The organism is Streptomyces sp. NPDC005302 (genome assembly GCF_040607345.1).
In the GTDB taxonomy this organism is placed as follows: Bacteria; Actinomycetota; Actinomycetes; order Streptomycetales; family Streptomycetaceae; genus Streptomyces.
This window is the reverse complement of sequence record NZ_JBEXGN010000003.1, coordinates 369,356-393,633: the sequence shown is the minus strand read 5'-3', so window position 1 is coordinate 393,633 and position 24,278 is coordinate 369,356. Positions and strand designations below refer to the sequence as shown.

Genomic DNA, 24,278 nt, shown 5'->3' with positions numbered 1-24,278 from the left:
CCAAGCAACACCACAACCGGAGGGCGCAGCGCATGGAGTTCCGGCAGTCGAGCAAGCTCAGCGAGGTCTGTTACGAGATCCGCGGCCCGGTGATCGAGCAGGCCGACGCACTGGAGGCGGCGGGCCACAGCGTGCTGCGCCTCAACACCGGCAACCCGGCACTCTTCGGTTTCGAGGCACCGGAGGAGATCCTCCAGGACATGATCCGGATGCTGCCCCGAGCGCACGGCTACACCGACTCCCGCGGTGTCCTGTCCGCCCGCCGCGCGGTCGCGCAGCGCTACCAGGACCGGGGTCTCACCGTCGACGTGGACGACGTCTTCCTCGGCAACGGCGTGTCCGAGCTGGTCTCCATGGCCGTCCAGGCCCTCGTCGAGGACGGCGACGAAGTCCTCATCCCCGCACCGGACTTCCCCCTGTGGACGGCCGTCACCACCCTCGCCGGCGGCAAGGCGGTGCACTACCTCTGCGACGAACAGGCCGACTGGTACCCGGACCTGGACGACATGGCGTCGAAGATCACCGACCGGACCCGCGCGGTCGTCATCATCAACCCCAACAACCCGACGGGCGCCGTCTATCCGAAGGAGATCGTCGAGGGCATCCTCGACCTCGCCAGGCGGCACGGCCTGATGGTGTTCGCGGACGAGATCTACGACCAGATCCTGTACGACGACGAGGTACACCACTCCGCCGCGGCCCTCGCCCCCGACCTGGTCGTCCTCACCTTCTGCGGTCTGTCGAAGACCTACCGCGTCGCCGGTTTCCGGTCCGGCTGGCTGGTCGTCACCGGCCCCAAGCAGCATGCCCGGAGCTATCTGGAGGGGCTGACGATGCTGGCCTCCATGCGGCTGTGCGCCAACGCTCCGGCGCAGTACGCCATCCAGGCCGCGCTCGGCGGCCCGCAGTCGATCCACGAACTGACCGGGCCCGGCGGACGGCTGCGCGAGCAGCGCGACCGCGCGTGGGAGAAGCTCAACGAGATCCCGGGCGTCTCGTGCGTCAAGCCCAAGGGCGCCCTGTACGCGTTCCCGCGCATCGACCCGGCGGTGCACCCGATCCACGACGACGAGAAGTTCGTCCTCGACCTGCTGCTGCGCGAGAAGATCCAGGTCGTCCAGGGCACCGGCTTCAACTGGCCGCGCCCGGACCACTTCCGCATCCTCACCCTCCCGCACGCCGACGACCTGGACGCGGCGATCAGCAGGATCGGACGGTTCCTCGGCGGGTACCGGCAGTAGAGCCGGCCCGGTGGTCCCGGTAGGGCCGACCGGAGGAGCCGGTGCTGCGTTCCCGCCCGGTCGGTGACACCGTACGGGGGACAGCATCTGACGCAGGGACGGAAAGGGTGCGGCGATGGGTGACCTGCTCCTCGTACGGCACGGTGAGACCGAGTGGTCGATGTCCGGACGGCACACGGGGTCGACCGATGTCCCGCTGACCGACAACGGCCGGGAGCAGGCGCGGCGGCTCGCCCCGCTGATCGCCCGGCACCACATCGCGGCGGCGTTCGTCAGCCCGATGCGGCGGGCCCGGGAGACGGCCCAGCTGGCCGGCGTCGGCGGTGCCCGCGTGGACGCCGACCTCTCCGAGTGGGACTACGGCGGGTACGAGGGCATCACGACCGTCGAGATCCACCGCGAGCGGCCCGACTGGTTCCTGTTCACCGACGGCGTCACGGCCGGACCCGCGGAGCATCCCGGGGAGAGCCCGGAGGACGTCGGGGCGCGCGCCGAACGGATGCTGGCCAGGATCGACGCGGCGCTCGCCGAGTCCGAGGGCAGCGTGGTCGTCGTCTCGCACGGCCATTTCCTGCGGGTGCTGACCGCGCGGCGTCTCGGCCTGACCGCCCAGTGCGGCGCGCTGTTCCAGCTCGGCACCGGGACGATGAGCCGGCTGAGCACCGAGCACCGGCGGCATGTGGTGGCCGGGTGGAATGTCAGACCCGACGCGTACTGTTCCCATGGTCCGCTCACCCCCGCCGGGGAGCTGCCCGAGCAGCAGTGACCTGCGGCGGAGGCGGACCGCCGTGGCACCACCGGGTGGAGGGAGCGCGCCGTGACACGACCGCCGACCGCCGCGCAGCGGCGCCTGATCGAGGCCGCCGATCCCGTGACCGGACGGCTGCGGGGAACCGAGACGCAGCTCGCCGCGCTGGTGAAGCGGGGGCTCGCGTTCCGCCATCCGCGTCCCCCGCGCGACCACTTCCTCACGCCGGCCGGGCACCGGGTGCGCGACGCTCCGCAGGACTCCGTTCCCACGTCCTCCGCCTCGGCTTCAGCACCTTCCGCTCCGGTGGGAGCCGCGGAGCCGCCCGCCGGGGCGGCCTCCGGGGTCTTCTCCGCGCGGATCGGCGGTGAACAGGGGCCCGAAGCGGGCCCGACCCGGCTGCGGGAGGTGCACAGCGCCTGGCAGGGCCTGCTGGAACTGCGCCGCATGACCAGCACGGACGGCGCCACCGACCGTCCGTGCTCCTGGGAGCGTTCGCATCTCGTGCAGGCCGCCGCGCTCGCCCTGGAGGCGGCGGGCCACCGACCGGCCGCGGCGGAGGGCGGCGGATACCGGGTCCGGGCGACCCCCCAGCCGGAGGCGGTCGCCGTTCACGAACCCGACCCCGCGGCGCTGCGCGCCTGTGAGGCCACCCTGGAGGGGGCGGGCTGGCAGACGGGGGAGCACACCGAGCCGCGCACCGGCGCCCGGTACATCCTGGCCTCGCCCCGCAGGGCCTGACGCGTCAGCCCCGGGCCCGTGACACGCGCGTGGACGGATCTGAGGTACAAGGGAGTTGGCGGCTTCCGGAGCGGCGGCCCGGCTCCGCCGTGCGAGGCTCGCGGCACCGGCAGGGCCGTCGCACCGCCGTCGTCGCCGTCGTCGCCGTCATCGGCATCGCCGTCATCGAAGGGAACGTCGTGGCAGAACCGTTTTCCGTGCCCGTGACCGTGCGCGGGTACGAGACCGATGCGCAGGGTCACCTCAACCAGGCCGTGTACCTCCAGTACGCCGAGCACGCCCGCTGGTCGGTGCTCCACGCGGCCGGCATCAGCCAGGCGGCCCTGGCGGCCGAAGGGGTCGGCCCGGTCACCCTGGAGACGACCATCCGCTACCGGCGCGAACTGCGGGCCGGCGACGAGGTCGAGGTGACGTGCGTCTTCCTGTGGGGTGAGAGCAAGAGCTTCCGCATCGAGCAGACCATCCGCAGGACGGACGGCACGGTCGCGGCGGAGATCACGGCCGTCGGCGGCCTGATGGACCTCACGGAGCGCCGGCTGGTCTCCGGCCCGCGCGACGCCTTCAAGGCGCTCGCCACCGACCCGGGCCCGCTCGGCCTGTAGGCCCGGCCCGAAGGCCCCGGTCGGGACCGGCGGGCCCTACGCGTCCGCCGGCTCCGGCCGGTGCTCGGCGTCGTAGGCCGCGCGCGACTCGGCGATGGTGACGCGGTGCCGCTCGGCCCAGTCGGTCAGGGAGAGCAGCGTCGCGTGCAACTCACGTGCCACCGGGGTGAGTTCGTACTCGACCTTCGGTGGCACCGTCGGGTACACGGTGCGCGTGACGAGTCCGTCGCGCTCCAGGTGCCGCAGCGTGAGGGTCAGCATGCGCCGGCTGATCCCCTCGATGCTGCGTTCCAGCTCGGTGAAGCGGATCGGCCCGTGCGCCGCGGCCACGATGATCAGCACGCTCCATTTCCCGGCGACCCTGTCAAGAACCTCGCGGACCGGACACGCCTGCGCGAGCACTGCCTGCGACGTAACACCGGTGTTCCCCTGTGACATCCAGGTGCCTCCTTATGCCACTCCCCATGGTCACTCACGATGTACCCCGTTACAAGTCGTGCACCAAGGGAGAGCGTCCACGGACCGGTCACCGTCCGTGGAGAACACGGAGGTCGTCATGCCGTCCCGGACCGGGCCCACGAGCCCCCCGACACCACGAACGTACTCGCGCCGGGCCTCGCTCGTGGTGCTCTGCGCGGGAACGCTGATGACCGTCCTGGACGGGAACATCATCACCGTCGCCATGCCCGCGATCCAGGAGGACCTGGGTTTCTCCGCCGCCGGACTGGCCTGGGTCGTGAACGCCTACCTGATCCCGTTCGGCGGGCTGCTGCTGCTCGCCGGCCGGCTCGGCGACCTGGTGGGCCGCAGGCGGATGTTCACCGCCGGGCTCGCCGTGTTCACCGCGGCGTCCGTCCTGTGCGGGGTCGCGACCGGCCCCGCCCTGCTGATCGCCGCCCGCGCGGTGCAGGGGGTCGGCGGGGCGATGACCTCGGCGGTCGTCCTCGGCATGCTCGTGTCGCTCTTCCCCGGCGCCCGTGAACAGGGGCGCGCCATCGCGGTGTTCAGCGCGGTCGGCGCGGCGGGCGGAGCGCTCGGAACGTTTCTCGGCGGCGCGTTGACGCAGGCCCTCGGCTGGCACTCGATCTTCCTGATCAACCTGCCGATCGGCGTGCTGGCCTGGGTCGCCGCGCTGCGGATCCTCGCACCGGACCGACCGGAACGACAGTACCGACCGGGCAACGGCGACGGCGACGGCCACGGCGCCGACCATCCCGGCGCGGCCCTCGTCACGGGCGCGCTGATGCTGACGGTGTACACGATCCTGGGCGCCGGCGACCGGAACCTCGGCGGCACGCTCGGCCTGGGCGCCCTCGCGCTGGCCCTCTTCGCCGGATTCACCGTCCGCCAGGCCCGGGCCGCCCGGCCGCTGCTGCGCCTGCGGCTGTTCCGCTCCCGGACCCTGACGAGCGCCAACGGGGTGCAGATCCTGATGATCGCCGGGATGTACGGCTTCCAGTACATCGGCGCGCTGTATCTCCAACGGGTGCTCGGCTACAGCGAGTTGCTGACCGGAACGGCGTTCCTTCCGGCGCCCGTCGCCATCGGCGTGCTGATGCTGACCCTGTCGGCGCGCACGGTCGCCCGCTTCGGCCCGTACCGGGTCCTGCTCGCCGGGCTCACCCTGATCACCGCGGGTCTCGCCCTGCTCGGCCGGGCGCCGGTCGACGGGTCCTACGCCGTCGACGTACTGCCCGCCCTCCTCCTGCTCTCCGCGGGGTTCGCGGCCGCGATGCCCGCGGTGACGGGGCTCGCGATGTCGGGCGCCCGCCCGGAGGACGCGGGGCTGGCGTCGGGCCTCTTCAACACCACCCAAGTGGTGGGCGGTTCGCTCGGGCTGGCCGTCCTGACGACGCTGGCGGCGAGCCGTACCGAGAAACTGACCGGCGCGGGCGAGCAACTCGTGGCGGCCACGGCGGACGGGTACCGGCTGGCCTTCACGGTCGCCGCGGTGGTCGCGGCCACCGCGCTGACCTCGGCCGCCGTGCTGCTGCGCCCCGGCCGGAACAGCTCAACTCCCGGCGCGGAAGCGGAATCCGGGACGCGTGCGGTGCACGAGGCGTTCAACTAGCCCTCGCCGAACGGGTGTACGCCCCTTCGAATCTCTGGTAGGAAACCTTCCTAACAATACGCGGCACCATCACTCCCCTACCGGAGGCACCGTGAACACCCCCCACATAGGCACGTCGCGTCGCGCCCTGCTCGGCCTGCTCGGCGCGTCGCTCGTGGCAGTCCCCCTCCTCACCACGCAGAGCGCGACCGCCGCGCCCGTCGGACTGGACGACCCGGCGAAGAAGGAGATCGCCATGAAGCTGGTCTCCAGCGCGGAGAACTCCTCGCTGGACTGGAAGGCGCAGTACAAGTACATCGAGGACATCGGCGACGGCCGCGGCTACACCGCCGGGATCATCGGGTTCTGCTCCGGCACCCACGACATGCTCGACCTCGTCGAGCTGTACACCCAGCGCAAGCCCGGCAACGTACTGGCCAAGTACCTGCCCGCGCTGCGTGACGTCGACGGCAGCGACTCCCACGACGGACTGGACCCCGGCTTCCCCGCCGACTGGCGCAAGGCCGCCCAGGACACCGCGTTCCAGCAGGCCCAGAACGACGAGCGCGACCGCGTCTACTTCAACCCCGCCGTGAAGCAGGGCAAGGTCGACGGCATCGGCGTGCTCGGCCAGTTCACGTACTACGACGCCATCGTCATGCACGGCGACGGCGGCGACAGCACCAGCTTCAGCAGCATCCGCAAGCGCGCCCTGGCGAAGGCCAAGACCCCGGCCCAGGGCGGCGACGAGGTGACGTACCTGAACGCGTTCCTCGACGCGCGGGTGTGGGCCATGAAGCAGGAGGAGGCGCACTCCGACACCAGCCGGGTCGACACCGAGCAGCGTGTCTTCGTACGCAACCGGAACCTGAGCCTGAACACGCCGCTGGACTGGAAGGTCTACGGCGACAGCTACCACATCGGCTGATCCGGCAAGGCAACGGCGGAGGGCGCGGCACGTTTGCGTGCCGCGCCCTCCGTGTGCCGGTGCCGCCATCCTTCACTCAGTGGGCCGGTACCGCCTTGAGGTCCTCGCCCGCCTCCATGGGATGGGTGACCTCGCCGGCCTCCTCGCGGCCCCTGCCGAGATGGTTGAAGACGAGGTTGAGGACCACGGCCGCGACGCAGCCCGTCGAGATGCCGGAGTCGAGGACGATCCGCGCGGTCTCCGGGAACGCGTGGTAGAAGCCGGGCGCGGTGATCGGGATGATGCCGACGGCGAGGGAGACGGCCACGATCAGCACGTTGTTGTCCCTCTCCAGGCCGGCCCTGACCAGGGTCTGGATGCCGCTGGCCGCCACCGAGCCGAAGAGGACGACCCCCGCGCCGCCGAGCACCGGGCGCGGCACCACGGCGATCAGGGACGCCGCCATCGGACAGAGCCCCATGAGCACCAGGAAGCCGCCTCCGGTGGCGACGACGTACCTGCTGCGGATCCGGGTCATCGCCACCAGGCCGATGTTCTGCGCGAAGGCGCTGCACATGAACCCGTTGAAGAACGGGCTCAGCGCGGAGCCGAGGGTGTCGGCGCGCAGACCCGCCGCGATGGTCTTCTCGTCGGCGGGCCGCTCGACTATCTCGCCGAGCGCCAGCATGTCCGCGGTCGACTCGGTCATCGAGACGACCATCACCACGCACAGCGACAGGATCGCGGCGAGGTGGAACTGCGGGGCGCCGAAGTGGAACGGCGTCGGGAAGCCGACGACGTCCGCGTCCGCCACCGGGCCGAAGTCCGTGACACCGAACGGGATCGCGACGAGCGTGCCGACGACCAGGCCGAGCAGGACCGCGATCTGTTTGACGAATCCCCGGGTGAAGCGGCGCAGCAGCAGGACGATGACGAGGGTCACCCCCGCGAGGCCGAGGTAGGTCTGCGAACCGTAGTCGTGCGCCGAGGGGTCCGGGCCCTGCGCCCAGCCGAAGGCGACCGGCAGCAGGGAGACGCCGATGAGCGTGATGACGCTGCCGGTGACGACGGGCGGGAAGAAGCGGACGGCCTTGCTGAAGAAGGGCGCCGCGAGGAAACCGAGCACACCGGCGACGATGACCGCGCCGTAGATGATCGGCAGGGCGTCGCTCTTGTCCTTGGCGGCGGCGACGACCGCGGTCATCGGGGCGACACCGGCGAACGTGACGCCGTTGACGAACGGCAGCCGGGCTCCGATCTTCCAGAAGCCGAGCGTCTGGAGGAAGGTGGCGAGGCCCGCGGTGAACAGGCAGGCGCCGGTGAGGAAGGTGAGTTCGGTGGCGGAGAGACCGATGGCGGCGCCCACGATCAAGGGCGGCGCGACGACTCCGGCGTACATGGCGGCGACGTGCTGCAGGCCGCTCGTCGCCATCTTCAGGGCGGGCAGTTTCTCGTCAACCGGGTGCTTCGACTGGCCAGTTGCTCCAGTTGCTCCAGTTGGTCGTGCATCGGTGCTGGGCTCGGGCTGGGCGGCCACGGCGGCTCCTCCGGTCGGGTACACGTCGCCGTCGACGTGGGTGTCAGGGAGGTGATGCGCGGTCGTGCGGGACCGGGACGATGACCGTCGCGAGGACGCGGTGTCCACGCGGCGGAGACCGTTCCGGGGCGCGCACGTCCATGCACGCCCCGGATACGGCCGCCGTGGACCCCGCTCGGGTCCACGGCTACCGGCCGAGGGCCGTCCCCCTCAGCCGGAGATTTCGGTTGTCAGGCCTGCGCGGCGATCCGCGCGAGGCGCTGCGCCTCGGCCCGCGTGGAGCGGGCGATGGCGTCCTCGTCGACGTTGAGGAGCCGGCTGTCCTCGACGACCGGCTTTCCGTTGACGAGCGAGAGGGAGACCGGCGCCGCGGCGCCGAAGACGAGCGCCGTCACCGGGTCGGCGATCGACGCGTGCGCCAGGGTGTCCAGGTTCCACAGCACGAGGTCGGCGAGCTTGCCCGCCTCCAGCGAGCCGATCTGGCTCGCGCGCCCGAGGACCTGGGCGCCGCCGAAGGTACCGAGGCGCAGCGCCTGGCGGGCGTTCAGGGCGGCTTCGCGGTGGGCGCCGAGACGGTTGATGAGGAGCGCGTTGCGCAGCTCGGTGTGGAGTTCGCCGGACTCGTTCGACGCGGTGCCGTCGACGCCGAGGCCGACCGGGACGCCGGCCGCGAGCATGTCGGGGACGCGCGCGATACCGGCGGCGAGCCGGGCGTTGGAGGACGGGCAGTGGGCGACGCCCGTCTTCGTACGGGCGAAGGCGGCGATGTCGGAGTCGTTCATGTGGACGCAGTGCGCCATCCACACGTCCTCGCCGAGCCAGCCGGTGGACTCGAAGTAGTCGGTCGGGCCCATCCCGAACAGTTCCTTGCAGAACTGCTCCTCCTCGACGGTCTCCGAGCCGTGCGTGTGGAGCCGTACGCCCTTGCGGCGGGCCAGCTCGGCGCCCTGCTTCATGAGTTCGGTGGAGACGGAGAAGGGGGAGCAGGGCGCGACCGCGACCTGGGTCATGGCGTCGAAGGAGGCGTCGTGGTGCTCGTCGACGGTCGCCTCGGTGGCGGCGAGCGCCCCGTCGAGGGTCTCGACGGCGAAGTCCGGCGGCAGGCCGCCGTCCTTCTCGCTGCGGTCCATCGAGCCGCGGGCGAGGGTGAAGCGGACGCCGGTCTCACGGGCGGCCCGGATGATGGCGCCGGACAGGTCGCCGGAGCCCTTCGGGAAGACGTAGTGGTGGTCCATGGCCGTGGTGACCCCGCCGCGGGCCATCATGGCGAGGGAGCCCTGGGCGGCCGAGTAGGCCATCTGCTCGTCGATGCGCGCCCAGGTCGGGTACAGCGCGACGAGCCAGTTGAAGAGGTTGTGGTCCGTGGCGAGGCCGCGGGTGATCCACTGGTAGAAGTGGTGGTGGGTGTTGACCAGGCCGGGGGTGGCCAGGTGCCCGGTGCCGTCGATGCGGCGGACCACGTTCTCCAGGTTCTCGGGGGCCTTTCCGGCGCCCACCGACTCGATCCTGTTGTCGGCGACGACGATGTGACCCGAGGCGTACTCGGTGTCACCCGCGTCCACGGTCGCGATGGCGCAGTTCTCGATGACGATGCGCTGGACTGCCACGACGGTTCCTCGTTCTTCCCATTGGCGGACGGACCCGGGGGCCGAGCGGGGTGACGACCGGGTCCGTGGTGCTGTTGTTGCGCAGATGCCCCCGCTCTCCCCTGGGACTTGACGCCGGCGCACGCGTCGGGGCTGGGCTGTAGCGGAAGTACCGCGGGGGGCGGTCCGTGCGGACCGCCCGTGCAGTACTACAGGTTGGTGAGGTCCACCGGGATGTGCGGCTCGCAGCCGTCGCGCAGGATGGTGGCCTCGATCAGCCCGTACGGACGGTCGGCCGCGTAGTAGACCTCGTTGTCGTTCTCGAGGCCGAACGGCTTCAGGTCCACCAGGAAGTGGTGCTTGTTCGGCAGGGAGAAGCGGACCTCGTCGATCTCGCTGCGGTTGTTGATGATCCGCGAGCCCATCTGGTACAGGGTCTGCTGGAGCGAGAGCGAGTAGGTCTCCGCGAAGGCCTGGAGCATGTGCTTCCTGACCTGGTCGTAGGACTTCTCCCAGTTGGGCATCTTCTGGTCGTCGCCGGTCCAGTTGAAGCGCCAGCGACTGGAGACCTGGGTGGCCAGGATGCGGTCGTAGGCCTCCTGGAGCGTCGTGTACTTGTCCTTGACGTAGCCCCAGAACTCGGAGTTGGTCGAGTTCATCACGACGAGGTCCTTCAGGCCCGAGATGATCTCCCACTTCTCACCGTCGAAGGTGATCTGGGTGACCCGGGTCTCCTGGCCCTGGCGGACGAAGGAGTGCTTGACCTCGTCGGCGCCGATGAAGCGGGAGTTGGCGTCCGAGGTCGCGATCCGCTCCCAGGAGTACTCCTCGATGCGGATGCGCGCCTGCTTGATCGGCTCCTGGCTCGTGACGAAGTGCCGGGCGAGGTGGATGCCGAACTGCTCGGCGGACTCGATGCCGTACTCCTTGGCGAAGGCGTACACCGTGTTCTTGGTGGTGTCCGTCGGCAGGACGTTCGCGTTGGAGCCCGAGAGGTGGACCTCCGACATGTCGCCGCTCAGCGCGACGGACACGTTCAGGTCCTTGATGTGGTGCGTGTCGCCGTCTCGGGTGATCTTGACGACGCGGTTCTCGGCCTTGCCGTACTGGTTCTGTCCCAGAATCGTGGGCATGTCTGCTAGCTCCCTCGGTAAACGGAGTAGCCGAACGGGTTGAGCAGCAGCGGTACGTGGTAGTGCTCGCCCGGCCTGACGGCGAAGGTGATGGCCACCTCGGGGAAGAACGTCTCGCTGTCCCGATTCGCGGGGGCGTCCTGCTGCGCATCGGCTTGCTGTGTCGCTGAATCCGACTCGAAGTACGCCTCGACCGCGAAGTCGAGCCGTACGTGGGTCGTGCCCTCCGGCAGGGCCGGAAGGTCCTTGCACCGGCCGTCCGCGTCGGTCGCGGAACCGCCGAGCGCCTGCCAGTCGGCCTCGCGCCCGGAGCGGGCGGCGAGCTGGACGGCGACGCCCTCGGCGGGGCGGCCGACGCTGGTGTCCAGGATGTGGGTGGACACGGAGGCGGTGGTGTCGGTGCTCATGCCTCTTCTTCCTGTACGAGATTGCCGAGCCGGATGCGGTTGATCTTCCCCAGTTCGATGCGGACGAGTCCGCGCTCCTGCTCGGAGGAGTTCCCGATCCGCTCCTTGACCGCGTCGCGCATCTGCTCGCCGGTCCTGCCGGTGGCGCAGATGAGGAAGACGTGGCCGAACTTCTCCTGGTAGGCCAGGTTCAGTCCGAGCATCTCCTCCTTGAGTTCCTCGGAGGCGCCGGCCATGCCGCGCTGCTCCCGGGAGGAGGTGGGGTCGCCGGGCTTGGGCCGCCCGATGGGCGGGTGCCCGGCCATCGCCTCGGCCAGGTCCGCGTCGGTCAGCTCGGCCGTGGCGGCGTCGCTCGCGGTGTACAGGTCGTCGGCGGTGGCGTACGGGCGGGCGGCGACGAGCCGCTCTCCCCACGCCCGGGAGGCGCATGCCTCGTGGAGCGCGGCGAGGGCCGCGTGCTCCGCCAGTGCGTTGAACCGGGCGAGGCCGCCAGGTGTCGTACTCGACGTCACGGGAAGCCTCCGTGGCCTTGTGCTGGACGGGCTGCGGATAGCTAACGCTCTCGGAAACACCACGTCAACACTTTGTTGAAAACTTCGGGTAACAAAAACCGCCGCCCGGACGTTCCGGGCGGCGGGGACCGACAGCGGTCCGAAGTCCGCCGCCATTGAGGGCATTGTCGCTGGTCAGGCGCCCTTCTCGCGGTTCAGGTAGTTGTAGACGGTGAAGCGGCTGACGCCGAGCGCACCGGCCACGGTCTCCACTCCGTGCCGCACGGAGAAGGCGCCGCGCGCCTCCAGGATGCGGACGACCTCCTGCTTGGCCCTGCGGTCGAGGTCCGCGAGCGGCTTGCCCTGCTTGCGCTCCAGGGCCGCGAGGATGTGGTCGAGCGAGTCCGCGAGCTGGGGCAGGCGTACGGCGACGACGTCGGCACCCTCCCAGGACAGCACGACGTCGTCGGCGCCGGCCTGCTCGGGCGGCAGCATCTCGCCCCCCATCGCGTCGACCAGCGGCTTGACCGCCGTGACGAAGGGGTCGTCCCCGATACCGGTCACTTATCGCCCTCCTCGACGGCACCTACGACGTTGACCTGGAGGGAGACCCGGGTGGCGCCCGCCTCCAGGGTTCTGCGCAGCAGCGCGTCGACCGCGGTCAGCACGGAGTCCGCGCCGCCTTCCGCGGTGTTGCCGAACGGGCCGACGTCAACGGCCTCCAGGTCGGCCGCCTCGATGACCTCGCGGGCGACCAGCGCGTGCCGGGGGGCCTCGTCGAGATCGAAGGGCTCGGTCGTGAACTCCACTCTCAATCGCACGGGCTCAACCTACTGCGCGGCGCCTGCGTCCCGGCAGTCCCCTCCGAACGGCGGCGGCTTTCCGGCGGCACCCCCTTGACAAGCTCCGACACACGGCGGCAATCTTCCATTAAGCAGAAACGAACTTCCGCAATACGGAATCAGCGAATGCGGAGTCGCTGCGAAACAGCCGGCCCGGCCGACAGCACGGCCACCAGTACGGAAGGGAGCGCCGACCCCCATGGGATTCGCAGACCAGCGCTTCAACGTCAACCTGTCGATCCTCTTCACGGAACTCCCGCTCCTGGAGCGCCCCGCGGCCGCCGCCGCGGCGGGCTTCACGGCGGTCGAGCTGTGGTGGCCCTGGGTCGACTCCCCCACCCCCGAGCAGTCCGAGCTCGACGCCCTCAAAAATGCGATCGAGGACGCGGGCGTCCGGCTCACGGGGCTGAACTTCTACGCCGGGCAGCTGCCCGGCCCGGACCGGGGTGCCCTGTCGCTCCCCGGCGAGGAGTCGGAGCGCTTCCGCGCCAACATCGACGTGGCCGCCGACTTCGCCCGCTCGCTCGGCTGCACGGCGCTCAACGCGCTGTACGGCAACCGTGTCGAGGGCGTGGACCCGGCCGAGCAGGACGCGCTCGCGCTGGAGAACCTGGTCCTCGCGGCACGCGCCGCGGACCGGATCGGCGCCGTCCTCCTGATCGAGACGCTCAACCGGCCGGAGTCGCCGCGCTACCCGCTGGTGAGCGCCCCGGCCGGCATCGCCGTCGTCGACCGGGTCAACGAGGCGACCGGCCTCGGCAACGCCCGGTTCCTCATGGACCTCTACCACCTGTCCATGAACGGCGAGGACCTCCAGCAGGTGATCGCCGCGTACGCCGACCGGACCGGTCACGTGCAGATCGCCGACAACCCCGGCCGCGGCGCCCCGGGCACCGGCACGCTCCCGCTGGAGGAGCTCCTCGACCAGCTGGCCAAGGCCGGCTACGAGGGCTTCGTCGGCCTGGAGTACAAGCCGGGCGACCGGCCGAGCGCGGAGGCCTTCGACTGGCTGCCCGCCGCCGCCCGAGCCGCCCGCTGAGCGGCACCCCGAAGACGTAGCAGAGATTCCAGAGAGGCACCCTCATGAGCAACACGAATCTGCCCAAGGTCGCGTGGATCGGTCTCGGCATCATGGGCTCGCCCATGGCGGAGAACCTGATCAAGGCCGGGTACGACGTCACCGGCTTCACGCTGGAGAAGGACAAGCTGGAGCGCCTGTCCGCCGCGGGCGGCAGTGCCGCGGGATCGATCGCCGAGGCCGTCCGGGACGCCGACGTCGTGATCACGATGGTGCCCGCCTCCCCGCAGGTCGAGGCCATCGCGTACGGCCCCGACGGCATCCTGGAGAACGCGCGGTCCGGCGCGCTGCTGATCGACATGTCCTCGATCACCCCGCAGACCTCGGTGGACCTCGCGAAGGCGGCCGAGGACAAGGGCATCCGCGTCCTGGACGCTCCGGTGTCCGGCGGTGAGGCCGGCGCGATCGAGGCCGTCCTGTCCATCATGGTCGGCGGCGAACAGGGCGACTTCGACACGGCGGAGCCGATCTTCGAGGCGCTCGGCAAGACCATCGTGCTGTGCGGTCCGCACGGCTCGGGCCAGACCGTGAAGGCCGCGAACCAGCTGATCGTCGCCGTGAACATCCAGGCGTGCGCCGAGGCCGTGGTCTTCCTGGAGAAGTCCGGCGTCGACCTGAAGGCCGCGCTCGACGTCCTCGGCGGCGGGCTCGCGGGCTCCACCGTGCTGGCGCGCAAGAAGGACAACTTCCTGAAGCGCGACTTCAAGCCGGGCTTCCGGATCGACCTGCACCACAAGGACATGGGCATCGTCACGGACGCCGCCCGCAACGTCGGCGCCGCGCTGCCCGTCGGCGCCGTGGTCGCGCAGCTCGTCGCCAGCCTGCGCGCGCAGGGCGACGGCGGCCTGGACCACTCCGCGCTGCTGCGCGCCGTCGAGCGCCTGTCCGGCGCGCAGATCTGAACCAGGCGAACAGCCGGCCCGGTTCCGCCCGGGCTCCTCGAACCTCCGGGCCGCGGTGGCGCTGACACATGTCCTGTCGCGCCCAGGCGCCACCGCGGCCCGGATCCTCTTCAACAAACTGTTGACGTCTCGTTCGCCCCGAACCTAGGCTCCACGAAGCGGATGTGGTCCACATAGCGGAAGAAGGTTTCCGCTGACCCCGCTGCCCACCCGTACGGAAGGTCCACGATGTCGAAGCGCGTGCTCACGACCGAGTCCGGCGCCCCAGTCGCCGACAACCAGAACTCCGCCACCGCCGGCGTCGGTGGCCCGCTCCTCCTCCAGGACCAGCACCTCCTGGAGAAGCTCGCCCGCTTCAACCGCGAGCGCATCCCGGAGCGTGTGGTGCACGCCCGCGGCTCCGGCGCCTACGGCTACTTCGAGGTCACCGACGACGTCACCGGCTTCACGCACGCCGACTTCCTGGACACGGTGGGCAAGCGCACCGAGGTCTTCCTCCGCTTCTCGACCGTCGCCGACAACCTGGGCGGCGCCGACGCGGTCCGCGACCCCCGCGGCTTCGCGCTGAAGTTCTACACCGAGGAGGGCAACTACGACCTCGTCGGCAACAACACCCCGGTCTTCTTCATCAAGGACCCCATCAAGTTCCCCGACTTCATCCACTCCCAGAAGCGCGACCCGTTCACCGGCAAGCAGGAGCCGGACAACGTCTGGGACTTCTGGGCGCACGCCCCCGAGGCCACGCACCAGGTGACGTGGCTGATGGGCGACCGCGGCATCCCGGCCTCGTACCGCCACATGAACGGCTACGGCTCGCACACCTACCAGTGGACGAACGCCGAGGGCGAGGCCTTCTTCGTCAAGTACCACTTCAAGACGAACCAGGGTGTCCGCAGCCTCTCCAGCGAGCAGGGCCAGGAGCTCGCGGGCAAGGACCCGAACTCCCACCAGACGGACCTGCTCCAGGCCATCGAGCGCGGTGTGAACCCGTCCTGGACGCTGCACGTGCAGCTCATGCCGGCCGCCGAGGCGCAGGACTACCGCTTCAACCCGTTCGACCTCACCAAGGTGTGGCCGCACAAGGACTACCCGCTCCAGCGCGTGGGCCGGCTGGTCCTGGACCGCAACCCCGACAACGTCTTCGCCGAGGTCGAGCAGGCCGCCTTCTCCCCGAACAACTTCGTTCCGGGCATCGGCCCCTCCCCCGACAAGATGCTCCAGGGCCGGCTGTTCGCCTACGCGGACGCGCACCGCTACCGCCTGGGCGTCAACCACACGCTGCTCGCCGTGAACGCGCCGAAGGCCACGACCGCGCACAACTACGGCCGTGACGGTCTCATGGCGTCCAACGCCCAGGGCCGCGCCGCGAAGAACTACGAGCCCAACTCCTACGACGGCCCCGTCGAGACCGGCCGCCCGCTGGCCGCGCCGCTCGCCGTGCACGGTCACACGGGAACCCACGAGGCCCCGCTGCACACCAAGGACGACCACTTCTTCCAGGCGGGCGAGCTCTACCGGCTGATGTCGGCCGACGAGCGCTCCCGGCTGGTGGCGAACATCGCCGGCGGCCTCGCCCAGGTCTCCCTGGACGACGTCATCGAGAAGAACCTCGCCCACTTCCACGCCGCCGATCCGGAGTACGGCAAGCGCGTGGAGGAAGCGGTCCGCGCCCTGCGCGAGGACTGATACCGAAGCTCGCGTACCGCCTCTGACGGGAGGTCAGGGCGGTGCGCGTAGCCCGCGGAAAACATGCGGCCCGGATGAGGGGTGGCCGCAGGACCGTCCGCGGGCGAGGTGAGGACCGCGGCGGCATACGAGCCAGTGCGGTGGTGAAGGTCCCGCGACCCCCTTCTCGACCTGAGGGAAGAGGCGTCACGGTTCCGTCGCATCCGCCGCGGTCCCCGCCACACCCGTCCCACCGGCCCGTACGGGCCCCGCTACTCCGTCCGGCGGCGCGAATGTCCTGTCGCGCCCAGCCTCGCGCCGTCGGACGGCAACAACCCCACAGCTCACCGGCCGGGCGCCGGGTACGGACGGTCCCGTACCCGGCGCCCGGCCGTCCGCGTCGAGCCCCGACGGACCCGGTCCGCGCCGGGGACCTCCGGGTGCGGAATGCGGCCGCGCGCAGCAGCCTGGGAGCATGGAGGCTGACGGCATGGAATTTCCCCGGACCGTGGTGCACCCGCCCGGCCTGGACGGATCGCGGCGGGTCACCGCGGGCGACCGGTTGCTCGGCATCGCGTACCACCTGGACGACGTGGTCGAGATCCTGCGCCAGGCGGACGTCGACCTGGACGCGATCGAGGTCGAGAAGAGCGACATCATCCAGTGGCTGGGCGGCGGTCCCGACGACTGGCCCGGACTCTCCGAGTACCCGGAGGACGGTGTCCCCGGCCGGTGAGTCCCGATGCTCGCCGGGGCGCCCGGCGCCCCGGCCGGGCGGGACCGGAAACACCCGGGCGTCGAAACGGGCGGCAAACGGACCCCGGACGTACACCAGCGGGCGTACCGGGCCTACGGAACCCTCAAATCAAGCTCTGAACACCGCCCCGGGGGCTTCAACTCCCGCCGGATGAGGCACATTCTCGGCACACGGGGCCCGCCGGCACGGGGGCGGCGGGTCCCGCACGGGGGTACGGGGGAAGCACCATGAACGACAGCGCGGCGGCGGGGCCCTGGGCCTCGACCGTCGCGCTGTCGCGTGCCCTGCCCTGCCGCGGCCTCACCTGCCGCGAGGACGGCTGGGACTTCTGACGCGGCTCGGGACGACGGCTCCCGGATCGTCCAGGAACGGCAGGACGTGCCGCAGGAAGAGCCCCGGGCGTTCGTTGTACGGTTCGTGGCCGGTCGGCAGCAGCACGCTCGACGCCCGTGCGGGGAGCGCGCTTCGGGCACGGCGGCCGTCGAGGAACGCGGGCACGACCGGGTCGCGGCTCCCCCACAGCAGCAGGATCGGCAGGTCCAGGCCGGCCGGGTCGGCCGGCCTGAAGTCCGGGTCTGCGAGGCCGCGCCAGATGGCGCAGTGCACGGCCAGTCTCCGCTCCTCGTAAGGGAGTTGGCGGGTGCGGGCGTACGTCTCCCGCGCGCTGGGCGTGCCGAGGCGGCCGAGGTAGGCGCGGGCCAGCGGGACGACCAGCCGGCGGGCGCGTACGGGGCGGCCCATCACCTCGCGGCAGAACCAGCGGGTGAGCGCGGTGTGCCGGGTGAATCCGGCGGGGTCCACCAGGACGAGCGCGGTGACCGCCGCGGGGTGCGGCCGCTGGGCGAGACGGCAGGCGACGTAGCCGCCGACGCTGTTGCCGAGGACGGCGATCCGGCGCACTCCGTGCCGCTCGGCCAGTACGTCGAGCACCCGTTCCGCGACGGCCACCAGCCCCTCGGGAGTGACCCGTTCGGGGTCGCGCGCGGTCGAGCCGCCGTAGCCGGGCCAGTCGACGACATAGGTGCGGTGCCGGTCGGCGAGGGCGGGCAGCACGGCGTCGAAGTCCCGCCCGTCGCCGGGGTTGGCGTGCAGCAGGAGCAGTGCGGGCGCCTCGGACCGGCCGGGGACCGGCCCGGGCCGGGTCGGGCCGACGGGCTCCGCGAGGCAGCGTACGGCGATGTCGCCGAGGGGGGTGGGGACGGTCATCCGCATGGGCCGAGCATGCCGGAACGGTCCGCTCCTGGGAACAACGCGCGGGGGCGGCCCGTCCTCCCCGGACGGGCCGCCCCTTTGATCGCGTGGGTGCTGTTCGCGTGGGTGACGCGTCAGACCTTGAGGGTCCGGATCGAGGTGGGGGTGTGACCCGGCTCGGTCGCGACCTCCTCGAACTCCACGACGGCGCTGATGTCGTTGGTCTTGCTCATGGCGATGTTGGTGACGCGCTCCAGGATCGCCTCGACGACGACGGGGACCTGGAACTCGGCGGCGAGCTTCTTGGCCTGCTCGAAGGCCGCGCCCAGCTCGCTCGGGTCGGTGACCCTGATCGCCTTGCAGCCGAGACCCTCGACGACCTTGACGTGGTCGACGCCGTAGACGCCCAGCTCGGGGGAGTTGATGTTCTCAAACTCCAGGTTGACCTGGAAGTTGATGTCCAGGCCGATCTGCGCCTGCCGGATCAGGCCCAGGTAGGCGTTGTTCACGAGGACGTGGACGTAGGGGATCCGGTGCTGGGCGCCGACGGCCAGTTCCTCGATCATGAACTGGAAGTCGTAGTCGCCGGAGAGGGCGACGACCTGCGCGTCCGGGTCGGCCTTGGCGACACCGAGAGCGGCCGGGATCGTCCAGCCGAGCGGGCCCGCCTGGCCGCAGTTGATCCAGTGGCGCGGCCGGTAGACGTGCAGCATCTGGGCGCCGGCGATTTGCGAGAGGCCGATGGTGGAGACGTACCGGGTCTCCGGTCCGAAGGCCTTGTTCATCTCCTCGTAGACGCGCTGCGGCTTGATCGGGATGTCGTCGAAGTGCGTACGGCGCTGGAGCGTGGCCCGCTTCTCCTGAGCGGAGGCGGCCCAGGCGGAGCGGTCGGGCAGCCTGCCGGCCGTCTTCAACTCCCGTGCCACCTCGACGAAGAGCTCCAGGGCGGCCTTCGCGTCGGAGGCGATGCCGAATTCCGGGGCGAAGATCTTGCCGATCTGGGTGGGCTCGATGTCGACGTGCACGAAGGTGCGGCCGGCGGTGTAGACGTCCAGTTTGCCGGTGTGGCGGTTGGCCCAGCGGTTGCCGATCCCGAGGACGAAGTCGGACTCCAGGAACGTCGCGTTGCCGTAGCGGTGCGAGGTCTGCAGTCCCACCATGCCGGCGTTCAGCTCGTGGTCGTCGGGCAGGATGCCCCAGCCCATGAGCGTCGGGACGACCGGAGTGCCCGTCAACTCGGCGAACTCGACGAGGAGTTCGGTGGCGTCGGCGTTGATGACACCGCCGCCGGCCACGATCAGGGGACGCTCGGAGGCGTTCAGCAGCCCGATCGCCTTCTCGATCTGGGCGCGGGTCGCGGCCGGCTTGTAGGCCTGGAGCGGCTCGTAGGTGTCGGGGTCGAACTCGATCTCGGTGAGCTGGACGTCGATGGGCAGGTCGATGAGGACCGGCCCGGGACGCCCGGAGCGCATGAGGTGGAACGCCTGCTGGAAGACGCCGGGAACCTGCGCGGCCTCCAGCACCGTGACGGCCATCTTCGTGACGGGCTTGGCGATCGACGCGATGTCGACGGCCTGGAAGTCCTCCTTGTGGATCACCGCGGTCGGCGCCTGGCCGGTGATGCACAGGATCGGGATCGAGTCACCGGTCGCGGAGTACAGGCCGGTGATCATGTCGGTGCCCGCCGGGCCCGAGGTCCCGATACAGACACCGATGTTCCCGGGGTGCGTACGGGTGTAGCCCTCGGCCATGTGGGAGGCGCCCTCGACGTGCCGGGCGAGGGTGTGACTGATGCCGCCGGACGCCTTGAGCGCCGCGTAGAAGGGGTTGATCGCCGCACCCGGGACGCCGAACGCGTTGCTGACGCCCTCGCGCTTGAGGATCTCGACTGCCGCGCGGGCAGCGGTCATACGAGCCATGGAGTTCTCCTGCTTCGGATGTCGGATTCTCCCGCCCCCGTCGCGCCCCGCGGAGAGCTTTAGATTCCGTATTGCGGAAACTAACTTCTACTATCTGGAAGCAATGTAGGCGGAGGAGGAGAGAGCGTCAAGGGTGGGGCGTCCGGCCGGCCCCTTCGCGGGGCGTCGGGCCGTTTCGCTGCCGAAGGCCGCCCGGCTGGAGGACGATGGGCACGCTGACCCGACGTGACGTCCTGGAGTGGGCCATGGCCGAGAGCGTGCCGGTGCGGTGTCCGGCCTGCCGCCGCGAGCACGTCTACGCGGCGCAGTCCTATCCCTGTGTGTGCGGGGTGCCCGTCGCGCCCTCACTCGACGCACTTGTGGAACCGACCGTCGTGACCGTGCGGGCGTGGGACGACGAGTGGGCCACCGTGCGCTGCGGGGCCTGCGCCCGCGAGACGCAGTGGCCGCACCCGGAACTGGGCTGCGACTGCGGGACGATGCTGCGGATCCCCGTCCGGGCGGCCGGGGCACCGCCTCCCGATCGGGGCACGGGCCGCGCGGGGCGCGACCGGCGCGCCGACGGCGGCCCGGAAGCACGCACGGAGCACGGCCTCGAGGGCGGCCCGCCGGTCGAGGGCGACAGCCGTCGGCCCCCGGGCCCGGGTCACCCCACGAGGGCCGAGGGCCTTCCGTCCGCCCACGCGGCAGCGGCAGCGGCAGCGGCAGCGGCAGCGGCACAACAGGGGGATGGGGGAACCGGCGACGAGGCCGGGACCCTCGCCGACGCGGCCGTCCCGGCGGCGGACACCGGCCGGGACGACGGCAGCGGCACCGGCACGTCGGTGGGTGCCGGTCCGGACGAGGACCGGGACCGCGCCGCCGCGGCCGTCGGAACGCGGGACGCCGGTGCCGGAGGGCGGGCCCCGTTCCGGCCGGTGACCATCCGGACCGCCCGGGACGCGGTCACCGCCGCCGCGCTGTATCTGCGCTGGCTGGGCTATCCCGACGTCCGCCGCGCAGACCAGCGGCCACCCTCGGGGATCGGGCTCGCCGCGCGCGGCATCCTGGCGCAGGTCGACCCCACCGTGCGCCCCGCCTCGCTGCGGGACGTGGAGTGCCTGTGGCTGACGGCGATGACGGAGTCGGCGGCCTGCGTGTACTTCTCCCTCGCGGGTTACGCCGAGGACGCCCTGGCACGGGCCGACGCCCTCGGCGTACCGCTGTTCGTCCTGGACCTCACGGGCACCCCGCAGCCGGTGAACAGCCCGGCCGACGACCTGATCGCCGTCGCGGGCTGACCACCGGCGGACGCTGCGCGGGGCCCGGGCACCGGCAGGCCCGACACCGACACCGACACCGACACCGACACCGGCACCGGCACCGGCACCGGCACCCGGCCTCCTACTCGGCGTACGTCTCGCGCAGTTCGATCTTCCGCACCTTGCCGGACACCGTCATCGGGAACGACTCCAGGACCCGCAGCCGGCTGGGGATCTTGTAGTGCGCGAGCCTGCCCTCGCAGAAGGACCGCAGTTCCTCCAGCGTGAGCGGGTCCGCCGGGTCGCGCGGGATGACGCAGGCGAGCACCTCCTCGCCGTAGCGCTCGTGCGGGACGCCGACCACCTGGACGTCGGCGATCTTCGGGTGGGCGTACAGGAACTCCTCGATCTCGCGCGGGTAGATGTTCTCGCCGCCGCGGATGATCATGTCCTTGATGCGGCCGACGATCTCGACGTAGCCGTCGTCGCGCATCGTCGCGAGATCCCCGGTGTGCATCCAGCGCCCGCTGTCGACGGCCTCGGCGGTCCGCTCGGGCTCCTCCCAGTAGCCGAGCATGACGCTGTAGCCGCGGGTGCACAGCTCTCCGGCGCTGCCGCGCGGCACGGTCACGCCGTCCACCGGGTCGACGACCTTGACCTCGAGGTGCGGCAGGACCCGGCCGACGGTGCCCGTGCGGTGCTCCAGGTCGTCGTCCCGGCGCGTCTGCAGGGAGACCGGCGAGGTCTCGGTCATGCCGTAGCAGATGGACACCTCCGCCATGTGCATCTCGGCGACCACCCGCTTCATCACCTCGACCGGGCACGGAGAGCCCGCCATGATCCCGGTACGCAGGGTGGACAGGTCGTACGTGGCGAAGCCGGGGAGGTTCAGCTCCGCGATGAACATGGTGGGGACGCCGTAGAGCGAGGTGCACCGCTCCGTCTGTACGGCCTCCAGAGTCGCCGCCGGGTCGAACGACGGGGCCGGGATGACCATGCACGCGCCGTGCGAGGTGGCGGCCAGGTTCCCCATCACCATGCCGAAGAGTAACGAGACACCCGTGCACCGTCTACCCCATCAGCGAAAACGAGAGAGCCCCGCTTGCCGAGAACGGTGGGGACCGTTGGCAAGCGGGGCTCCGTGCCGCTCCTGACACCTCCTAGGAGGCTTCGCCGTCGGAGCGGCGCCCCTCCCTCCGGGCTTTGTGATGAGCAGCGGAGGGAGGGAAGCGCATGTCCGTCCAGGCCCTCTCACGGGGAGTTGGCGGACACCTGGACGGACGCCTCTCACGGGCGGGAAAGAAGGACCGCCGTCGAGAGGTGCGGACTCCGTCCCCAGGTGAGGTAACCCAGGGACGGAGCCCTTCGGACGCCAACGGGAGTGTGGGGAGATGCCGACCTCAACGACCTCAACCCGAACCACTCCCGCGGCGCCCACCGCACACCGGCGTCACGGGCCGGCATGCGGGCTCAGGGGGTGTTGGGGACTACGCGGTATTCCTGCTGACGGACGGTGCGGAATCGGGTGTGTCCGGGGTTCTGACGCGCGTGCTCCGTCGCCCAGCCTTCGCGGTTGCCGTCGCGCTGCGGGTATATGGACTCCGTGCACTTAGCGCACTCGAACCATTCTTGGAGCGCGCTTGGTCCCAACTCCAGGCGGGTGGGTGCCTCGTCGACGACGAGTCCAGGGAGCGTCATCGGAGCTTCCCTTTCTTCCAGTCGTGCGGGTGACGCCGGATTTCCACCGCAAGGTCAGTGGCGTGCGACAGGTCGTACGCCGGACTGTCTGGGTCCTTCGCCTCCCGCATCTGGCGCGCACAGGCGCCGCAGATATCGCAACCGGGAGTGGGCACCGGCGGTTCGTAGTTGTTGACGTCGTCGGGCCTGATCGGCCGATGGAACGTTTCCAGTGCTGCCACGGTTGTGCCTCCCCGTCGGAGTTCCATGCCGGATTTGGACGCAGCGCGCCCCGGTGTCTTCCGTGCATGTGATCACTCACCGTGCCCGGAATGGCACTTCTAGTGTGGCGACTGACGGGCCGTTAATGCAAGCTGAAAGCTCAAGTCTGCAAAATTGCATTCTGATCAGCGCGCGGAACGGTCACCTATGGAAAGGTGTGGTCCTGGAGACAAGTAGGGCGCGATGATTCGGCATGAGGGGGTGGGCCATGGGTGAGCCGACGGTACGGACACGTCAGCTAGGCGGAGAGCTTCGCCGCGCTCGGGAAGAGTCCAAGCTGAAGATTGAAGAGGCCGCCGCCCGTCTCTCCTGGACGCCGTCGAAGGTCAGCCGAATCGAGAAGGGCATTCTCGGAGTCAAGCCGGCCGACCTTGACGCGCTGATGGACACCGTTGGGGTGCTCGACGTGGCGAAGCGGGAAGTCCTCCACAGCATCGCCCGGCACGGTCGTCAGCGCGGGTGGTGGCAGACCTACCGGGACATCATCTCCCCCGCGTACGCAGACTTGATCAGTCTCGAAGACGGCGCCAAATCCATGCGCACCTACGAGACGACGCTCATCCCTGGACTCCTTCAGACGGCCTCGTACGCCCGCGCCACGATTGATGCCATCAGGATGGACTCTCAGCCGGAAGACGCTGACGCCCTCGTCGCCGTCCGGCAGGCTCGTCAGTCCGTCTTGTCCCGCCGCGAGCCCCTGGAGTTGTGGGCCGTCATCCACGAAGCGGCTCTCCACCCCCGGGTGACGACCAACCCCGAGATGATGCGCGAGCAACTGCAATCGCTGCTCGACAGACAGAGACTTCCGCACGTGTCGATACAGGTTCTACCGCTCGACGCTCCTCCGCACGTCGGGATGAGCGGTGCGTTTGCAGTGCTGGGGTTCCCCGAGACGGCTGATCTTGACGTCGTCCTCGTGGAGAGCCTGACGAGCGCGCTATACGTCGAGGACACTGCGGAAGTTCGTCGGTACGGGGGTGCGTTCGAGCGGCTGAGGGCCGCAGCGCTCCCGTTCGACAAATCGGCCGACCTCATCGCACGACTGAAGGACAGCATCCAATGACCATGATCACTGACTCGACGTCCACCGGGTTCCACTGGACGAAGTCCTCGTACAGTGGCGGAGACAACAACTGCGTGGAGGTGGCGCACAACGCCATGACCTCTGCCATGCCCGTCCGTGACTCGAAGGTTCCCGCCGGCCCGGCGGTCGTCTTCGCTGACACCACGTGGGGCGTGTTCGTCGACGCCCTGAAGTCCGGCGACGTCGCCTGACGTAGA

At 70.5% G+C, this 24,278-nt stretch carries 25 protein-coding genes and 1 pseudogene; 13 read left to right on the top strand and 13 right to left on the bottom strand.

What is annotated here, in order from left to right; translation table 11 throughout:
• The first annotated feature begins 32 nt into the window (after nt 1–32).
• The 4 genes from ABZT74_RS06475 (at nt 33) to ABZT74_RS06460 (ending at nt 3,332) form a co-directional block, all read left to right on the top strand.
• Nucleotides 33–1,241 (top strand): pyridoxal phosphate-dependent aminotransferase, encoded by a 1,209-nt coding sequence (locus tag ABZT74_RS06475; protein WP_356175715.1) that lies wholly within the window; start codon nt 33–35, stop codon nt 1,239–1,241.
• A 115-nt stretch (nt 1,242–1,356) separates the two neighbouring features.
• Entirely contained in the window at nt 1,357–2,007 is a 651-nt protein-coding gene (locus ABZT74_RS06470; protein WP_356175713.1) for a histidine phosphatase family protein, read from the top strand.
• A gap of 51 nt (nt 2,008–2,058) precedes the next feature.
• The gene (locus ABZT74_RS06465; protein ID WP_356433606.1) at nt 2,059–2,730 is read left to right on the top strand and encodes a hypothetical protein; all 672 of its coding nucleotides are present in this window, start codon (nt 2,059–2,061) and stop codon (nt 2,728–2,730) included.
• A gap of 179 nt (nt 2,731–2,909) precedes the next feature.
• On the top strand, nt 2,910–3,332 hold the full coding sequence (locus ABZT74_RS06460) for an acyl-CoA thioesterase (RefSeq protein WP_356433605.1): 423 nt from the start codon (nt 2,910–2,912) through the stop codon (nt 3,330–3,332).
• Nucleotides 3,333–3,368: 36 nt separating this feature from the next.
• Here the strand turns inward: ABZT74_RS06460 and ABZT74_RS06455 are convergent, their stop codons facing one another.
• The gene (locus ABZT74_RS06455; RefSeq protein ID WP_355869470.1) at nt 3,369–3,770 is read right to left on the bottom strand and encodes a helix-turn-helix domain-containing protein; all 402 of its coding nucleotides are present in this window, start codon (nt 3,768–3,770) and stop codon (nt 3,369–3,371) included.
• A 208-nt stretch (nt 3,771–3,978) separates the two neighbouring features.
• Between ABZT74_RS06455 and ABZT74_RS06450 the strand changes: the two genes are divergently transcribed.
• The gene (locus ABZT74_RS06450) at nt 3,979–5,403 is read left to right on the top strand and encodes an MFS transporter (protein ID WP_356433604.1); all 1,425 of its coding nucleotides are present in this window, start codon (nt 3,979–3,981) and stop codon (nt 5,401–5,403) included.
• Nucleotides 5,404–5,494: 91 nt separating this feature from the next.
• Entirely contained in the window at nt 5,495–6,310 is an 816-nt protein-coding gene (locus ABZT74_RS06445; protein ID WP_356433603.1) for a chitosanase, read from the top strand.
• A 76-nt stretch (nt 6,311–6,386) separates the two neighbouring features.
• Here ABZT74_RS06445 and ABZT74_RS06440 read toward each other — a convergent pair whose 3' ends face one another.
• The 7 genes from ABZT74_RS06440 to ABZT74_RS06410 form a co-directional block, all read right to left on the bottom strand.
• A complete protein-coding gene (locus ABZT74_RS06440) occupies nt 6,387–7,736 on the bottom strand; it encodes a nucleobase:cation symporter-2 family protein (protein ID WP_356433650.1) in 1,350 nt (449 codons plus the stop codon).
• Between the two features lie 320 nt (nt 7,737–8,056).
• The gene (locus ABZT74_RS06435; RefSeq protein ID WP_164370303.1) at nt 8,057–9,433 is read right to left on the bottom strand and encodes an 8-oxoguanine deaminase; all 1,377 of its coding nucleotides are present in this window, start codon (nt 9,431–9,433) and stop codon (nt 8,057–8,059) included.
• Between the two features lie 188 nt (nt 9,434–9,621).
• Complete coding sequence (gene pucL / locus ABZT74_RS06430; protein WP_355869460.1) at nt 9,622–10,545, bottom strand: factor-independent urate hydroxylase; 924 nt, start codon at nt 10,543–10,545, stop codon at nt 9,622–9,624.
• Between the two features lie 5 nt (nt 10,546–10,550).
• Nucleotides 10,551–10,952: a hydroxyisourate hydrolase gene (gene uraH, locus ABZT74_RS06425; RefSeq protein ID WP_356175702.1), complete on the bottom strand. Its 402-nt coding sequence runs from the start codon at nt 10,950–10,952 to the stop codon at nt 10,551–10,553.
• A complete protein-coding gene (uraD, locus tag ABZT74_RS06420) occupies nt 10,949–11,464 on the bottom strand; it encodes a 2-oxo-4-hydroxy-4-carboxy-5-ureidoimidazoline decarboxylase (protein WP_355869454.1) in 516 nt (171 codons plus the stop codon). Before uraD ends, uraH begins: the two co-directional genes overlap by 4 nt.
• Before the next feature lie 174 nt (nt 11,465–11,638).
• A complete protein-coding gene (locus ABZT74_RS06415) occupies nt 11,639–12,007 on the bottom strand; it encodes a helix-turn-helix domain-containing protein (protein WP_164370301.1) in 369 nt (122 codons plus the stop codon).
• Nucleotides 12,004–12,264: a hypothetical protein gene (locus ABZT74_RS06410; protein WP_355869450.1), complete on the bottom strand. Its 261-nt coding sequence runs from the start codon at nt 12,262–12,264 to the stop codon at nt 12,004–12,006. The genes ABZT74_RS06415 and ABZT74_RS06410 overlap by 4 nt, the downstream gene beginning before the upstream one ends.
• Nucleotides 12,265–12,484: 220 nt before the next feature.
• Between ABZT74_RS06410 and ABZT74_RS06405 the strand changes: the two genes are divergently transcribed.
• From ABZT74_RS06405 to ABZT74_RS06390, 4 genes are all read left to right on the top strand, one after another.
• On the top strand, nt 12,485–13,324 hold the full coding sequence (locus tag ABZT74_RS06405) for a TIM barrel protein (protein WP_356433602.1): 840 nt from the start codon (nt 12,485–12,487) through the stop codon (nt 13,322–13,324).
• Between the two features lie 44 nt (nt 13,325–13,368).
• Entirely contained in the window at nt 13,369–14,265 is an 897-nt protein-coding gene (locus tag ABZT74_RS06400; protein ID WP_355869444.1) for a 2-hydroxy-3-oxopropionate reductase, read from the top strand.
• Between the two features lie 228 nt (nt 14,266–14,493).
• A complete protein-coding gene (locus ABZT74_RS06395) occupies nt 14,494–15,951 on the top strand; it encodes a catalase (protein ID WP_355869440.1) in 1,458 nt (485 codons plus the stop codon).
• A gap of 469 nt (nt 15,952–16,420) precedes the next feature.
• The gene (locus ABZT74_RS06390) at nt 16,421–16,666 is read left to right on the top strand and encodes a hypothetical protein (protein ID WP_355869437.1); all 246 of its coding nucleotides are present in this window, start codon (nt 16,421–16,423) and stop codon (nt 16,664–16,666) included.
• Nucleotides 16,667–16,987: 321 nt separating this feature from the next.
• On the opposite strand, the gene ABZT74_RS06385 is transcribed toward ABZT74_RS06390, so the two are convergent.
• On the bottom strand, nt 16,988–17,899 hold the full coding sequence (locus ABZT74_RS06385; RefSeq protein ID WP_356175695.1) for an alpha/beta hydrolase: 912 nt from the start codon (nt 17,897–17,899) through the stop codon (nt 16,988–16,990).
• Nucleotides 17,900–18,012: 113 nt separating this feature from the next.
• The gene (gcl, locus tag ABZT74_RS06380) at nt 18,013–19,797 is read right to left on the bottom strand and encodes a glyoxylate carboligase (RefSeq protein WP_356175692.1); all 1,785 of its coding nucleotides are present in this window, start codon (nt 19,795–19,797) and stop codon (nt 18,013–18,015) included.
• A gap of 206 nt (nt 19,798–20,003) precedes the next feature.
• On the opposite strand from gcl, the gene ABZT74_RS06375 reads away from it, so the two are divergent.
• Nucleotides 20,004–21,077, top strand: a complete 1,074-nt coding sequence (locus ABZT74_RS06375) for a hypothetical protein (protein ID WP_356433601.1) — start codon at nt 20,004–20,006, stop codon at nt 21,075–21,077.
• A gap of 103 nt (nt 21,078–21,180) precedes the next feature.
• Here ABZT74_RS06375 and ABZT74_RS06370 read toward each other — a convergent pair.
• The 3 genes and pseudogenes from ABZT74_RS06370 to ABZT74_RS06360 form a co-directional block, all read right to left on the bottom strand.
• A pseudogene (locus ABZT74_RS06370) lies at nt 21,181–22,083 on the bottom strand (AMP-binding protein); the annotation flags it as partial.
• Nucleotides 22,084–22,508: 425 nt separating this feature from the next.
• Complete coding sequence (locus tag ABZT74_RS06365; RefSeq protein WP_356433600.1) at nt 22,509–22,736, bottom strand: hypothetical protein; 228 nt, start codon at nt 22,734–22,736, stop codon at nt 22,509–22,511.
• Nucleotides 22,733–22,957 carry a hypothetical protein gene (locus tag ABZT74_RS06360; protein WP_356433599.1) on the bottom strand — a complete coding sequence of 75 codons (225 nt, stop codon included), beginning with the start codon at nt 22,955–22,957 and terminating at the stop codon, nt 22,733–22,735. The genes ABZT74_RS06365 and ABZT74_RS06360 overlap by 4 nt, the downstream gene beginning before the upstream one ends.
• 248 nt (nt 22,958–23,205) lie before the next feature.
• Between ABZT74_RS06360 and ABZT74_RS06355 the strand changes: the two genes are divergently transcribed.
• Together ABZT74_RS06355 and ABZT74_RS06350 are read left to right on the top strand one after the other, a co-directional pair.
• The gene (locus ABZT74_RS06355) at nt 23,206–24,060 is read left to right on the top strand and encodes a helix-turn-helix transcriptional regulator (RefSeq protein WP_356433598.1); all 855 of its coding nucleotides are present in this window, start codon (nt 23,206–23,208) and stop codon (nt 24,058–24,060) included.
• Nucleotides 24,057–24,272 carry a DUF397 domain-containing protein gene (locus ABZT74_RS06350; RefSeq protein WP_356433597.1) on the top strand — a complete coding sequence of 72 codons (216 nt, stop codon included), beginning with the start codon at nt 24,057–24,059 and terminating at the stop codon, nt 24,270–24,272. The genes ABZT74_RS06355 and ABZT74_RS06350 overlap by 4 nt, the downstream gene beginning before the upstream one ends.
• The last annotated feature ends 6 nt before the right edge of the window (nt 24,273–24,278 follow it).